We start from the raw sequence: 14,062 nt of genomic DNA, 5'->3' as shown, positions 1-14,062 counted from the left end.
GAACAAAATTAAATTTCCAAAATCATAAAAATGTATGTTTTATAGCCTAAAACGCCAAGCCAACGTGTTCAAGGAGCGAGATATAATCATAAAAAATACTGTTTTTGCAACAAATATGAGTCTAAAAAACAACTGACCCGATGACTTCAAAGTCATGTAATTAATGTTTATAAAAGACAACAAATCTTTCACAACAGGAAAGATATAGTCTTTATTTTTATAAATTAGAAAATTCTAATAAAAATGTAGTACTTAAAATTTTATCTGTTTATTTTTGGAACAAGAATCAAATTTTCTTGTTTATTTCCCTCTAAAAATAAATAGTTCTTTTCTTTTTCCGCAACGAGCTCACCGTTTGAATAAAGCTTTCCAATAATCTTCATTTTTCCTTCACCAGCTTGAATTGGTGCAATTAAAAACGAATACTGCACAGGCAACTGAACGCCTTGGTAGCTCTGAGATGCCGATTTAAAACATTGATTATCAATAACTTTACATATTTCCACCTCAAGAGAAGTAATCGAAGGTGGAAAGTAGCCGTCGACAGAAACCCAACCATAGACTGATGCCTGACTCTGTGTGTCAAAGCCATCCACCCCATTGACGGACACAGTCTGACTGCACCCACTCAGTATGAATAACCCAATAAAACCAGCCCATATAGAATTGTTCATTATGACCCCATAAACGTATTTTATATAATCTAGCTCATTTGAAATTCGCACAATTCTTTATGTAAAAATATAAAAGATCAACTTATATTTATACTACAAGCGGACAATAAATCGCATTTTTCAACAACACGTAGTTAACATGGACTGTAATTTCAAAAGCAGTTTCTGCTCTCTTTCATTCCTTCCTTAATTGAAGTTCATTAGAGAAAAGTGATATTCATATATATCATTGCCATCGAGATATGCATCTGAACACACTTACTTTTATCTTTCTATTTCTCTCAACACATTTAAAAGCCAAAATATAATAACAACCGACTAATATTGATAAACATGAAGAGATACATCTAATATTTTCCTTGATAAAATTTCAAAAGGGACTATTCCTATGTCAGCACGCCAAACTATCGATGAGATTTTGCTAAAGTTTGCTCATCAAATAGGCTTGCCTGCACTGCATCTAACGGAAAATGAAGTAAGCTTAGCCTTTGATGATAATCTAAGGGTGCATATCATCTTTCATCCTGAATCGACAACTCTGCAGCTCGAAGCTGAGATTGTTGGCCTTCAAATTGTAAATTCCGATCTTTATCGTTCTTTTTTGGCCTTTAATTACCACTGGCCTGAGCACCAGTTATTTTTTAGTTTAGATAACCACCGACACGTCCTATGTTTAAACCGACTCATTAACATTAGGCGACTGGATTACGAATATTTTGAAACAGCTTTAGCAGAATTGCTGACGCACAGCGAGTCGTGGGAAGCGTTATTGTCTTCTCATGTAACTATTGATGAGGCACCACCGATGCCACAAACTTTAGACTTGAGAGTTTAGGTGTCTTTATGTCCAACGACATCCAATCCACATACACCAATTCATCGGTTCATGACGTTCAACAAGCGCAGCAAAGTGATGCAGTGCCGCAAGGAACGTTTCATGGCCGTAAAGTCACCCTACTCTCCTCATCAGAAAGCAGCATGACGCGAACAAGCTCTAAAAGAGAGCTTGGTGAATGTTTAAATCAATTTGCCAGTCTCGAATCTTGCAATCGCGTTTTGGACTTTGATCCGCAACTCAACATTGACAAGCAAAACGCCGCCGTAGAAAAGCTTATGGAACGAAAAGTGGCGATAATTCAACGTTCCTGATATCACAATATAAGCAGGTTAAACATCTAAGTTAACCTTCAGCCGACAAGCTCACGCTAATAAAAAACCCCGAAGATTCGGGGTTTTGATTCATACTGCTTTTTCTTTATTAATTACTTAGTTTCACTAGAAGAAGCCTAACGGGTCGATGCTGTAGCTAATCAGCAAGTTCTTCGTGTTCTGGTAGTGATCCAGCATCATCTTGTGCGTTTCGCGCCCGATACCCGATTTTTTGTAACCACCGAACGCTGCGTGTGCAGGGTAAGCGTGGTAACAGTTAATCCAGATCCGGCCAGCTTCAATATTACGGCCCATACGATATGCAACGTTCGCATCACGTGTCCAAACACCTGCGCCTAAGCCATATTCAGTGTCGTTTGCGATTTCCAACGCTTCAGCCTCATCTTTGAATTTGGTGATAGCGATCACTGGGCCAAAGATTTCTTCTTGGAAGATTCGCATCTTGTTGTGGCCTTCCAACATGGTTGGCTGAATGTAGTACCCCTGGTTGATAGACTCTGGCTGTTCTGACACTCCACCACCAAAGACCACTTTTGCGCCTTCTTCACGGCCGATTTCCAGGTAACTTAAAATCTTATCAAACTGTTCTTGAGAAGCCTGAGCACCAACTTGAGTATCGGTATCGAGCGGATTACCTTGTTTAATCAGCTGTGCACGTTCCGTCAGTTTCTCTACAAACTTGTCATAAATCGCTTCATGAACCAGTACGCGAGATGGACAAGTACAAACTTCACCTTGGTTGAAGAAACCAAGTAACGTACCTTCGATACACTTATCAAGATACTCATCTTCGTAATCGAAGATATCTGAGAAGTAGATGTTTGGAGATTTACCACCTAACTCAACTGTCGATGGGATCAAGTTGTCTGCTGCACATTTCAGAATGTGGTTGCCAACTTGCGTAGACCCGGTAAACGCGAGTTTCGCAATGCGGTTGCTGGTTGCTAATGCTTGACCCGCTTCAGAACCATATCCGTTTACAACGTTGATGACACCAGGAGGAAGAAGGTCACCGATTTTTTCCATCAGAACCAGAATGGATGTTGGGGTTTGCTCTGCTGGCTTCAATACCACACAGCAACCCGCCGCTAGTGCCGGTGCTAGTTTCCAAGCCGCCATCAACATTGGGAAGTTCCACGGAATAATTTGACCAACCACACCAATCGGTTCTGGGAAGTGGTAGCTTGCGGTGTGCTCATCCAGTTCTGCCGCACTGCCTTCTTGTGCGCGAATACAGCCAGCGAAGTAACGGAAGTGATCCACTACTAAAGGTAAATCTGCCGCCAAGGTTTCGCGAACTGGTTTGCCGTTTTCCCAAGTTTCTGCAACAGCAAGCTCTTCTAGATGCTGCTCAATACGGTCAGCAATTTTCAGCAAGATGTTCGAACGTTCTGTCACGCTGGTTTTGGCCCATTTTGCTCTGATGTTGTGCGCGGCATCCAGTGCTAAATTAATATCTTCCTCGCCAGAGCGAGCAACTTTACAATACGCTTGTCCGTTGATTGGTGAGATATTGTCAAAGTACTCACCACCCGTTGGTTTTACCCATTCCCCACCGATAAAGTTATCGTAATGCGATTTAAAGTTAACAATGGCATTTTCACTACCTGGCTGTGCATAGATCATAACTCTTCCTTTTGTTTCTCGTTCAATGTGTTATTGCAGTGTCGTATCGCACTGTTCACAAAGAGCATTACGCAAGTCACACGCCAACTACGCCATACTTGTTGTTAATTAAATGTAAAACTATGATTACCAAGCGATAACAAACCAAGTGAGCGATGTTTGAGCGGATGTATGGTGTGAACACCAATGTTCAAGTGTTCCAAAATGGCACACCCTCACTGTGACAAAATGGTACAGTCATGGAACTTCAACACATTAGCGATAACAATTGGCTTTCAACTTCATGGGTCAGAAGTGAACAAGCGGGTTTAAAACAGCGTCGACGCCCTGAAGATATTCGAGTAACGCCAGCGACGCTCCAAGATAGGCGTCACCAACTCAATTTTTTGCTAGAGGCAGTCACTCAATTTGCGCTCCCTTTGTTTAATCAGCTATTTGCTCATAGCGACAGTCGCTTAATTTTGACGGATTCAGATGGTGTCATCATCGGCAGTTGGGGACAGCCTAGATTTCGTGAAAAGTTAACGGAAATCTCGCTAAGCTCTGGTGCATGCTGGCAAGAAAAGGTCAAAGGCACCAACGCGATTGGTACAGCCTTGGTTGAAGCAAAGCCCGTTTCTGTTATTGGTGATCAGCACTTTATCCAACACCATCGTTTTATTAGCTGTTCGGCTAATCCTATTTTCGATCATCTTGGTAACCTCATTGGCGTATTAGATATTACGAGCGAGCAAAAGAGACATGACTTCTCAACGCAAGTACTAGTACAAAACATGGTCCAGCAAGTGGAGAATCAACTACTTAACTTGATTCCACAAGGGCATATTCGTGTGGATTTAGCGTGCGAAAAAGGTTTACTGAATAGTGGTTGGCAAGGAATTATCATTGCAAATGAAGACGGACAAGTTTTGGCTCACAATCAAGTAGCCTCTCAACTTTTTGCGCAAAAAAGTATCATTGGGCAATCCTTAGACGACATTCTATCCACTCGGGGAAATGAGCACCCTTTCGTTTTCAAAACAAAACCGCTTACCGATAAAGATAGCAAGGTCAAGTCTCGTGCTGTAGCGGCGTCCAATGATCTTCATTATGGCGACTCCGCTGTTGAGCACTGTTGGCAGCAAGCTAATCGCGTCATCGATAAAGACATCAGTTTGTTGATTCTCGGAGAGACTGGTGTTGGCAAAAACGAGTTTGTAAAAGCACTCCATAAAAACAGCCAGAGAAAAACGGGACCGTTAGTTTCCGTCAACTGCGGAGCGCTACCAAAAGATCTGCTTGAATCTGAATTGTTTGGCTACGTAGCCGGTGCCTTTACTGGCGCAAACAGCAAAGGCTATCAGGGAAAAATTCGCCAAGCGCACAAAGGGATTTTGTTTCTGGATGAAATCGCAGATTTACCCTTGGAAGCTCAAAGCCGCTTGCTCCATGTATTGCAAGATAAAACCGTGCTTCCCGTGGGTTCCAACCAAAGCATTCAAGTCGATACGCAAATCATTGCAGCCACGCATAAAGATCTGGAACATTTGGTCAGCGAAGGATTGTTCCGCCAAGATTTGTATTATCGCCTTAATGGCTTGATCATTGAGCTACCTCGCTTTGAGGAGCGTGAAGATAAACGACAACTGATTGAGAACATTCATCGGCGTCACGCCGAATCTGAACAACAGCTTTGCCCTCACCTACTTTCTCTGATGCTGTCTTACTCATGGCCAGGAAATTTGCGTGAACTCGATAGTTTAATCAAAGTATCCGCCTTAATGGCGCAAGGTGAAGAAATATTGGAACTCACACACGTCCCAGCCCACCTAAGTAAGAAACTCAGCCAAGCTCAAGAAGGAGCAGCATCCGCTGAACCAACTTCAGAACTGCGTGCAACCGTCGAAGATAAGTTGCTCAAAACATATCAAGCCAACCAGGGGAACATTAGCAAAACGTCTCGTATGCTTGGTGTGAGCCGAAATACCATTTACAGAAAGTTGAAAAGCCTTGGCATATTAAGTTAATTCTACGACCTCAGATACAAAAAGAGCACCGTTGCGGTGCTCTTTCTCTTTGAAACCTAGCTTACAGGCCGCCTTGTTGTTGTGCCTGTTTTACTAATGCCTGACGTTGAGTTTCCTTCTCAGAGATCACTTGATTGTCCTTGTGCATTTCCTGTTCCAATTCTGCTGGAATGAAAACAAAGTACTTGTTAAGAGTCATCTTAGAACCTCAATTTGCTGTGTTAATTACCTTCTTGGTCGACGTAAACAAAACCAGAAAAACATGTTTTACTGGATCCTTGTTGCTAGTTTCAAAAAATAAAGGATGTTCATATAATAAACATCCTCCATGTGGGCGCTAATTATAGGCGTAGTTTAGAGGCTTACCTAGCACTCTTTTTCACCTTTTGTGCAATCTGAGTTTCGATCGAAAAACAGATTTAATTGCCCGTAGTTACTAAGGTATTGTTAAACAGAGAAAAAAGCTTTTACTGTAACTGACGACAGGGATGAGCTTACGAGTGTAGGTTCACTTGCAATTGTGTATCGTAGAGTTCGAATACGATAATAATAGCGCTACATGCCCTTAATCTGCGTAGTTAAAAACTTTGAAGTGATAGACAACCGAAGTCATATCTGTGCAACTCAGTTTAACGATTTGTCTACCAGTTCAATATTTCACCTTTTTTGAGAAATCTTTAGCCACTTTTTTGTGTGAAACGTCCCAAAAGAGCAGACAATTAAAAGTGTGGCATATGACCACAATTGTCTATCCCCACTTAGCTTCGGGAGGCGTTTATGAAAAGTAACAAACTTGGCCATGTGATGTCTTTCAGCAGAATGTTTTCCTTCATTGCATTCTTGACGGCCACATTCGCATGGATTCTCAGCATGTACGCCCTATTCACTGTTTCTTTAGTGGCTCTTGTGGTCAGTGCAATTCTCTACCTAAAAGACAGGTTTTATCAAAACAAGAAAACGACCACTGAAAAGAGCGCCTAGGCGCTCTTGAAGTTCCGTAAAAGCAAAAACAAAAAAGGATGCCACTTGGGCATCCCTTTATATCTTTATATTTAGTCGGTTTACTTAAAACGATTACACGTCGTAAGTTGTAGACGCTGTGTCGCCGCCTGTACCAGTCCAGTTAGTGTGGAAGAATTCACCACGTGGACGGTCAATGCGCTCATAAGTGTGAGCACCGAAGTAGTCACGTTGAGCTTGAAGCAGGTTCGCTGGTAGACGAGCTGTTGTGTAACCGTCTAGGAAAGATAGCGCAGAAATCGTACATGGCATTGGGATACCAGATTCTAGAGATTTCGCTGCTACTTTACGCCATGCTGCTAGGCTGCCTTGTAGGATGTTTTTGAAGTACTCATCAGAACCGAGGAATGCGATGTCTGGGTTCGCTTCGTACGCATCACGGATGTTGCCTAGGAACGCAGAACGGATGATACAACCGCCACGCCACATTAGAGCTACGTTACCGTAGTTTAAGTCCCAACCGTTCTCGTTAGACGCTTCGCGCATTAGCATGAAGCCTTGAGCGTAAGAGATGATCTTAGAAGCTAGTAGCGCTTGACGTAGTGCATCAACCCACTCTTGCTTGTCGCCTTCAACTGGAGTGATTGTCTTACCGAATAGAGATTCAGCTTCAACACGTTGGTCTTTCAGTGCAGATAGACAACGAGAGAATACAGACTCAGAGATAAGTGTTAGTGGAATACCTAGGTCTAGTGCGTTGATACCAGTCCATTTACCAGTACCTTTTTGGCCTGCTGTGTCTAGGATCTTTTCAACGAGAGGCTCACCGTCTTCATCTTTGTAGCCAAGAATGTCAGCCGTGATTTCAACAAGGTAGCTGTCTAGCTCAGTCTTGTTCCAATCAGCGAATACTGCTTGCATCTCGTCTGCAGACATACCAAGACCGTCTTTCATGAACTGGTAAGCTTCTGTGATAAGCTGCATGTCACCGTATTCGATACCGTTGTGTACCATCTTAACGAAGTGACCAGCACCGTCGTTACCAACCCAGTCACAACATGGCTCACCAGCGTCAGTTTTCGCAGCGATACCTTGGAAGATAGGCTTAACCGCTTCCCATGCTTCAGCAGCACCGCCAGGCATGATAGATGGACCGAAGCGCGCACCTTCTTCACCACCAGATACACCAGTACCGATGAAGTGGATACCTTTTTCACGTAGTGCAGCAACACGACGGTTTGTATCTGGGTAGTTAGTGTTACCACCGTCAATAATGATGTCGCCTTTGTCTAGCAGAGGTACTAGCGCTTCGATGAACTTGTCTACAACGTCACCAGCGCGAACCATCAACATTACTTTACGCGGCGTTTCTAGCTTCTCTACTAGTTCTTCTAGAGAGTATGCACCGATGATGTTCGTGCCTTTTGCTGGACCTTCCAGGAACTCGTCTACTTTAGCAGCAGTACGGTTGTGAGCAACCACTTTAAAGCCGTGATCGTTCATGTTTAGGATAAGGTTTTGACCCATTACTGCTAGGCCAATTACACCGATATCACCTTTCATTGTTTCTCTCCAATTTTATTTCATCGACGAGCAGCGTCTTAAGCAATTTTTGCTGCCGCGTCTAAATCTAAATACCATTCCGTTAGGCCCGATTTCGCTTGAATCTTAGCCGCTGGGTATGGCAGTGCGTGTGCTGGTGAACTGTTAATTTCTTCAACAATGTCCGCTTTTCCTGCACCAAGCACTAAGTAACTAATGCGTTTCGCTGCTTCTAATACGCGTGCGGTTTTCGACACACGAAGTTGGCCCGATTCAGGATGCGACGCCACAAGAGATAGGTTCGCATCATCATAATTCGTTTGGCCAGGGAACAGAGAAGCTGTATGACCATCTGCACCAACGCCTAATAAGATCCAGTCAAACACAGGTGTGCCGTTTTCACTCGGGATCACCTCTGCCATCTCTTTTGCAAAGCGCTCGGCTTCTGCTTTAGGCTCATCTTCGCCACGGATGCGGTGAATGTTTTCCGCAGGAATATTTACTTGGCTAAACAACAACGTGTTCGCTTCACCGTAGTTGCTTTCTGCATCGTCAGGGGCAACACAACGTTCGTCACCCCACCAAAAGTGGAGGTTTTCCCATTGAATGGAGGTTGCGTAAGCCTCTGAAGCCAGTAGTTTAAACAGCATTTTAGGAGTGCTGCCGCCAGAAAGAGAGATGTGAACAGGTCTGCCCATTTCGCTAAACGCTTTCATATCGTTAGCTAGGCTTTCAACTACCTGTTCTGCTGTTTGGTAGATCTTATGGTTGATCATAGTTCACAGTAATCCGTATCTGTTAAGTTTTTACATGGGAAACGCCAAGCGCGGCCATCACGCTGTAACAAGTCATCTGACTCTTTAGGTCCCCAAGTGCCGCATGCGTACCCGAAGAGGGATTGTGGATCTTGCTTAAAATCTAAGATTGGCTGTACGTATTGCCAGCACGCTTCCACCGCATCACTACGTGCAAATAGCGTAGCATCACCATTCAAAGCATCAAGTAGAAGACGCTCGTATGCCGTTAGCATTTGCGTTTCTTGCAGGTCAGCGTAATGGAAGTTCATTTTCACTTCCTTCGCTTCAAAGCCTGCGCCTGGCTCTTTCAAGCCAAAGCTCATTTGAATGCCTTCGTCTGGTTGAATACGAATGATCAGCTTGTTTTCTGGTGCGTTTTGACCAAACACAGGATGCGGTGTTTGTTTAAAGTGGATAACCACCTCAGTAACGCGTGTTGGAAGACGCTTACCAGTACGCACGTAAAATGGCACGCCATTCCAACGCCAGTTGTTGATGTACGCTTTCAAACCGATGTAAGTCTCTGTACGAGAATCGTCTGCAACTCCCGGCTCTTCACGGTAGCCGCGTAGGCTTTGCCCACGGACTTCAGACGCCGTGTATTGGCCTAATACTAGGTCATTGCGCAGAGCGTTTTCGTCTAATGGCTTTAGGCATTGAAGCACTTTTACCACTTCATCACGCATCGAGTCTGCATTGATTTGCGCTGGTGGTTCCATACCTACCATTGCTAATACTTGTAGCAAGTGGTTTTGGAACATGTCGCGCACAGCGCCAGAGTTGTCGTAGTAACCACCACGCTCCTCTACGCCAAGGAATTCTGCGCCTGTGATTTCAACGTAATCAATGAAGTTACGGTTCCAAAGTGGCTCAAACATCGCATTAGAGAAACGAAGCACAAGTAGGTTTTGTACCGTTTCTTTACCTAAGTAATGGTCAATTCGGTAGATTTGATGCTCTTGGAAGTGCTCGTGAATTTCTTTGTCCAGAATACGCGCCGATTCAAGATCATAGCCGAATGGTTTCTCAATGATCAGGCGTTTCCAGCCATCCTCTTCACTGTTAAGACCATGTGCTGCAAGACTTGCAGGGATCACACTGTATAAACTTGGTGGGGTTGCTAAGTAAAAAAGCGTATTGCGTTGCTCGAATTGATATTCGTCCGCAAGTTGGTCTAAGCGAGAAGATAGCTTACCGTAATCTTGTGTGTCAGAAGTATTAATTGCTTGGTAGTGCAGATGGTTAATAAATGCATCAAGCGTTTCTGGCTCAGTCTTTTCCATTTCCTGAAGCGATTTTTTCAGCTTCGCGCGGTAAGACTCATCACTGTATTCAGTGCGACTTACACCCAGAATGGCAAAATTCTCTGGAAGCTGCTTGTTCGCGTAGAGGTGGTATAAAGCAGGAATGAGCTTACGGTACGTAAGGTCACCTGAAGCACCAAAAATAACGATGCTGCTGTTTTCTGGTATTACCATCATCTTTCCCTTAAAAACGAGGTACTTATTGTGTGCCCGGATACGGCTAGAGAATGAGCCAACCCTATCAATGGCACCTCAAAATAGAAAATTGGTCTTACCTATTACGTTGATAGGTAAAGTCTATGGGCCCAAAGAACCTCAAGAAGTTGCATTTCCGATTCTTGGAAACACGACGTATTGAGGTCATTTAAGTCACTTATGTCTCAAAAGTACACACTGTACTCGCTGGAGGAGAGTCCGACACGGGGCAATATTGTCTACGACTATTTGATTTACATCAACACTTGCCAGTGCAAACGTTTAAATAAGTTGCACAAAACGTCATAAGCGATTGTATTTTATTGATAAAAAAAGTTTCATCTGAACGCTCCAAAATTTAAGCAAAAACTCTAATATGGACAATAATTACTCATCCTTGCAATCCATTACAGTTTTATCGTGATCTGTGTTACTTACTTTTTATTTCATCATCCTATTGATAATGATACTCAATTAAAGATAATGAAATCACTATTAATGTGAAAGTAGAACGCCATGAAATCAAGCGCCATTAACCCACATCCCATAAACCGAATACAATCGGTGCTTGACTACATTCACACCAACTTAGACAGCACTCTGAGCGTAGATGAAATATCGAAAGCAAGTTGTTGGTCGCGCTGGCAACTGCAACGCGTATTTCAACAACACACTGGCGTATCCGTCGCTCACTACATCAGAGAGCTTAAACTTAGCCTTGCGGCTGAGCGCTTAATCCATACTTCTGACCGCTCGTTAGATATAGCGATAGAAATGGGATTTACATCTGAACACGCATTTAGCCGTGCGTTCAGGAATATGTTTTCAAAAAGCCCCCGCGAATATCGAAAAACGCAACAACTCTCCGGGTTGAGGCAACCTTTGACGCTGCGTAAGACACCAGAAGAAGAGAAAAAACATCAGCGCTTTATTGAAGTTCGAATAGAAACAAAACCGGCTTTTGAACTTGCTGGTTATCATGAACCTATTCACGGATTGTTTTCCGCTACGCCCGATTTCCAATCCAAAGTACCGTCACTTTGGTCACGTCTTTATTCATCTGAAAACCTTAACAATTCGGAAAGTAGTTACTTTGGCGTGATTGATGTGACTCAAGCGTATTCAAACAACCAACAACTTGAGTATTGGGCAGGTTATGAGTGCAGTCCAACAGCAAACGCACCAAGATCAACGAACTCTTCCAACTCGGGGTTAGACCTCTTGGCTGTTCCTGAGCAAACCTACGCCGTCATTACACACATAGGCAAAGCATCAGAGCTCGCCTCAACGCTAGAATGGTTTATTTTACATTGGCTACCCTACTCTAATTATCATGCTATCGATGGTTATGAGTTAGAGCTTTATCCAGAAGGTTATGATGTTGATAGCGAACAAGCACAAATGCAGTATTGGATTCCTGTCGAGCCAAACGACGCGCTATCTTTAAAACCTAAGAACAGAAGAATAAGTTCCAAAGATTAGTGTTTTGCACCAAATTGTTAACTTTTCCTATTTCTTTGAATATAGAATACAAATAACAATCATTATCAATAAATAGAAAAAGTAGTGGAATTTATAAATATGGAAAGTCCGATTCGATTTCATCGTTCAGCGGTTGCTATCGTCGTATCCGCATTGCTCGCTGGCCACGCCAATGCAACTGAGAGCATATCCCAACACGAAACGATTACGGTGCTAGGAGAAACATACCGAAACACCGCAACTAAAACCGTTTTAGAACCGGAGGAAACACCGCAAGCGATCACGGTAATCACTAAAGATGACATGGACCTACGCGGCGTAAACTCGGTGAGCGAAGCATTGCGTTATGCGCCTGGCGTAAATACAGAATTGCGTGGTGGTGCCGTTTCCCGACTTGACCTATTCAATATTCGTGGTTTTATTAACTACACCAACTTTTATGATGGTCTTCCTTTGCTGTACAACGGTTGGAACCTTCAACCGCAGGTCGATTCCGTTGCTCTTGAGCAAATCGAGGTTTTTAAAGGGCCAACGTCTGTTCTTTACGGCAATATTCCACCAGGAGGTATGGTCAACATTATCGCCAAGGCGCCTCAGTCAACACCCTCGCACTCTGTCTCGATTAGTACAGGGACTAACAGCCTAAAAGAACTGACGTTCGACACCACAGGACAAATTGGTGATTCTAATGTTGATTACCGTATCGTCGGCCTGGCAAAACAGCGAGATGGTCAAGCCGATACGTCTGAAGACGAACGTTATGTACTCGCCCCATCTTTCAATTGGCAAGCGACAGAAAGCACATTAGTGAACGTGAATGTTTACTATCAAAATGATCCATCAGCAGGTATCTACACGACTGTGCCTGCATCTGGCTCAGTGATTAAAAACCCACTTGGCTCGATGTCACCAAGCACCTATTTGGGGGATGAGGACTGGAACACTTACGAACGCGAAGTTCTGATGATGGGTTACAAAGTCCAACACGACTTTAACAACAATTGGCAATTTCTACAGAATGCCCGCTACATGACCGCCGATGCCTATCAGGAAAACACATATAACGGTGCACTTGAAGCGGATAACCGTACCGTTGGTCGAAATGCCTATTTAACCGATGAAAAGTCCAAATCCTTTGTGATTGACAACCAACTATCGGGCTACGTTAAAACAGGAAATTTTGAACATAACTTATTGTTCGGGCTTGATTATCAGTATCTAGATTCAGATGTAAAATACAAAGACACGCTTGGGTATTCGCTAACTCAGGACATTTTTAATCCTGACCACAACAGCATTGATCGTAATGCACTGAATTTCCAATACAAACAAAACTTGGATATCAAAACGAAGCAGATTGGCGTTTATTTCCAAGATCAAGTTCGTTACGACCAACTTGTAATGATTGCAGGTCTTCGTTGGGATAAATACGATTCAAATACAGACGCCGTTAGCGATTATCTAGGAACAGTATCCAAGAGCAAGGAAGAGTTAGACGATACCAACGTATCTTTCCGAGTCGGTGGTTTGTATGAGCTAGACTTTGGTCTCTCGCCATACCTTACTTACTCGGAAAGTTTTGAGCCAATTGCGGGTGCCGACTCTTCTGGTAAAGCATTTGAGCCATCAACCGGTCATCAATGGGAGTTAGGCTTTAAATACGCCCCATTATCTGGTGATATCTCAGGTAACTTAGCACTCTTCCATATTACGAAGAAAAACGCGATCTTGACCGATCCGAATAATCCTTATGCACCGAACTATCAAGCGGGCGAAGTGGTATCACAAGGTATTGAACTTGAGGCAAAATGGCAAGTTACAGCACAAGCTGATTTCACTCTAGGCTATACATATACCGATATGGAGATTACCGAGGACAGTTATTACAACCAAGAAGGTAAAACGCCGGTTTGGGTACCTGAGCAAACGGCTTCTCTATGGGCAAATTACTTCTTTGAAGGAAATCTTTCAGGCCTTCGTACCAGTGCTGGCGTTCGCTATGTCGGGGAAGCACAAATTGATGCACAGAATAGTCAAAAAGTACCGGACTACACCTTGTTTGATTTAGCAGCAAGTTACGATTTCTCAACCGTATCTGAATCAATGAAAGGGGCTAGCGTCACGCTTTCTGCAAGCAATCTATTCGATAAAGAATACTATTCTTGTTACGACAAAAATAACTGTTGGTTTGGCGCTGAGCGCTCTATCGAAGCGATGTTAGAATACAACTTCTAGCCTCTTAGAACGGAACAGCAGTAATTTGTAAAGCGATGGTTTCTAAAACAAGCCATCGCTTTTTATTTTGC

The 14,062-nt window shown here is 43.3% G+C and carries 12 protein-coding genes; 6 read left to right on the top strand and 6 right to left on the bottom strand.

The window, feature by feature from the left end; genetic code table 11:
- Positions 1 to 260: 260 nt before the first annotated feature.
- Entirely contained in the window at positions 261 to 674 is a 414-nt protein-coding gene (locus R7070_RS05230) for a YscW family type III secretion system pilotin (RefSeq protein WP_154204533.1), read from the bottom strand.
- A 388-nt stretch (positions 675 to 1,062) separates the two neighbouring features.
- Here R7070_RS05230 and exsC point away from each other — a divergent pair, with 388 nt between their 5' ends.
- Together exsC and exsE2 are read left to right on the top strand one after the other, a co-directional pair.
- Positions 1,063 to 1,509 (top strand): type III secretion system regulatory chaperone ExsC, encoded by a 447-nt coding sequence (gene exsC, locus R7070_RS05225; RefSeq protein WP_005377174.1) that lies wholly within the window; start codon positions 1,063 to 1,065, stop codon positions 1,507 to 1,509.
- A gap of 8 nt (positions 1,510 to 1,517) precedes the next feature.
- The gene (gene exsE2 / locus R7070_RS05220) at positions 1,518 to 1,823 is read left to right on the top strand and encodes a T3SS regulon translocated regulator ExsE2 (RefSeq protein ID WP_005377171.1); all 306 of its coding nucleotides are present in this window, start codon (positions 1,518 to 1,520) and stop codon (positions 1,821 to 1,823) included.
- A 126-nt stretch (positions 1,824 to 1,949) separates the two neighbouring features.
- On the opposite strand, the gene R7070_RS05215 is transcribed toward exsE2, so the two are convergent.
- Complete coding sequence (locus R7070_RS05215) at positions 1,950 to 3,470, bottom strand: aldehyde dehydrogenase family protein (protein ID WP_005377169.1); 1,521 nt, start codon at positions 3,468 to 3,470, stop codon at positions 1,950 to 1,952.
- 239 nt (positions 3,471 to 3,709) lie between these two features.
- On the opposite strand from R7070_RS05215, the gene R7070_RS05210 reads away from it, so the two are divergent.
- Positions 3,710 to 5,476, top strand: coding sequence for a sigma-54-dependent Fis family transcriptional regulator (locus tag R7070_RS05210; protein ID WP_256900149.1), 1,767 nt, complete (start codon positions 3,710 to 3,712; stop codon positions 5,474 to 5,476).
- 61 nt (positions 5,477 to 5,537) lie between these two features.
- Here R7070_RS05210 and R7070_RS05205 read toward each other — a convergent pair whose 3' ends face one another.
- Positions 5,538 to 5,675 carry a hypothetical protein gene (locus tag R7070_RS05205; protein WP_005377165.1) on the bottom strand — a complete coding sequence of 46 codons (138 nt, stop codon included), beginning with the start codon at positions 5,673 to 5,675 and terminating at the stop codon, positions 5,538 to 5,540.
- A 578-nt stretch (positions 5,676 to 6,253) separates the two neighbouring features.
- On the opposite strand from R7070_RS05205, the gene R7070_RS05200 reads away from it, so the two are divergent.
- On the top strand, positions 6,254 to 6,457 hold the full coding sequence (locus R7070_RS05200) for a hypothetical protein (protein WP_005377162.1): 204 nt from the start codon (positions 6,254 to 6,256) through the stop codon (positions 6,455 to 6,457).
- Between the two features lie 93 nt (positions 6,458 to 6,550).
- Here the strand turns inward: R7070_RS05200 and gnd are convergent, their stop codons facing one another.
- The 3 genes from gnd to zwf are packed head-to-tail and all read right to left on the bottom strand — an operon-like array spanning position 6,551 to position 10,253.
- The gene (gene gnd, locus R7070_RS05195; RefSeq protein WP_005377160.1) at positions 6,551 to 7,999 is read right to left on the bottom strand and encodes a decarboxylating NADP(+)-dependent phosphogluconate dehydrogenase; all 1,449 of its coding nucleotides are present in this window, start codon (positions 7,997 to 7,999) and stop codon (positions 6,551 to 6,553) included.
- 38 nt (positions 8,000 to 8,037) lie between these two features.
- Positions 8,038 to 8,754: a 6-phosphogluconolactonase gene (gene pgl / locus R7070_RS05190; RefSeq protein ID WP_017634562.1), complete on the bottom strand. Its 717-nt coding sequence runs from the start codon at positions 8,752 to 8,754 to the stop codon at positions 8,038 to 8,040.
- The gene (zwf, locus tag R7070_RS05185; RefSeq protein WP_017634563.1) at positions 8,751 to 10,253 is read right to left on the bottom strand and encodes a glucose-6-phosphate dehydrogenase; all 1,503 of its coding nucleotides are present in this window, start codon (positions 10,251 to 10,253) and stop codon (positions 8,751 to 8,753) included. The genes pgl and zwf overlap by 4 nt, the downstream gene beginning before the upstream one ends.
- Positions 10,254 to 10,790: 537 nt before the next feature.
- On the opposite strand from zwf, the gene R7070_RS05180 reads away from it, so the two are divergent.
- Positions 10,791 to 11,756 carry a helix-turn-helix domain-containing protein gene (locus tag R7070_RS05180; protein WP_033906176.1) on the top strand — a complete coding sequence of 322 codons (966 nt, stop codon included), beginning with the start codon at positions 10,791 to 10,793 and terminating at the stop codon, positions 11,754 to 11,756.
- Positions 11,757 to 11,855: 99 nt separating this feature from the next.
- Entirely contained in the window at positions 11,856 to 13,991 is a 2,136-nt protein-coding gene (locus tag R7070_RS05175; protein ID WP_170890281.1) for a TonB-dependent siderophore receptor, read from the top strand.
- Positions 13,992 to 14,062: the final 71 nt, after the last annotated feature.

It is taken from the genome of Vibrio sp. 1557, assembly GCF_033340175.1.
Taxonomy (GTDB): Bacteria; Pseudomonadota; Gammaproteobacteria; order Enterobacterales; family Vibrionaceae; genus Vibrio; species Vibrio alginolyticus.
The sequence above is the reverse complement of the archived record's forward strand: the minus strand, read 5'-3'. Positions and strand labels throughout refer to the sequence as shown.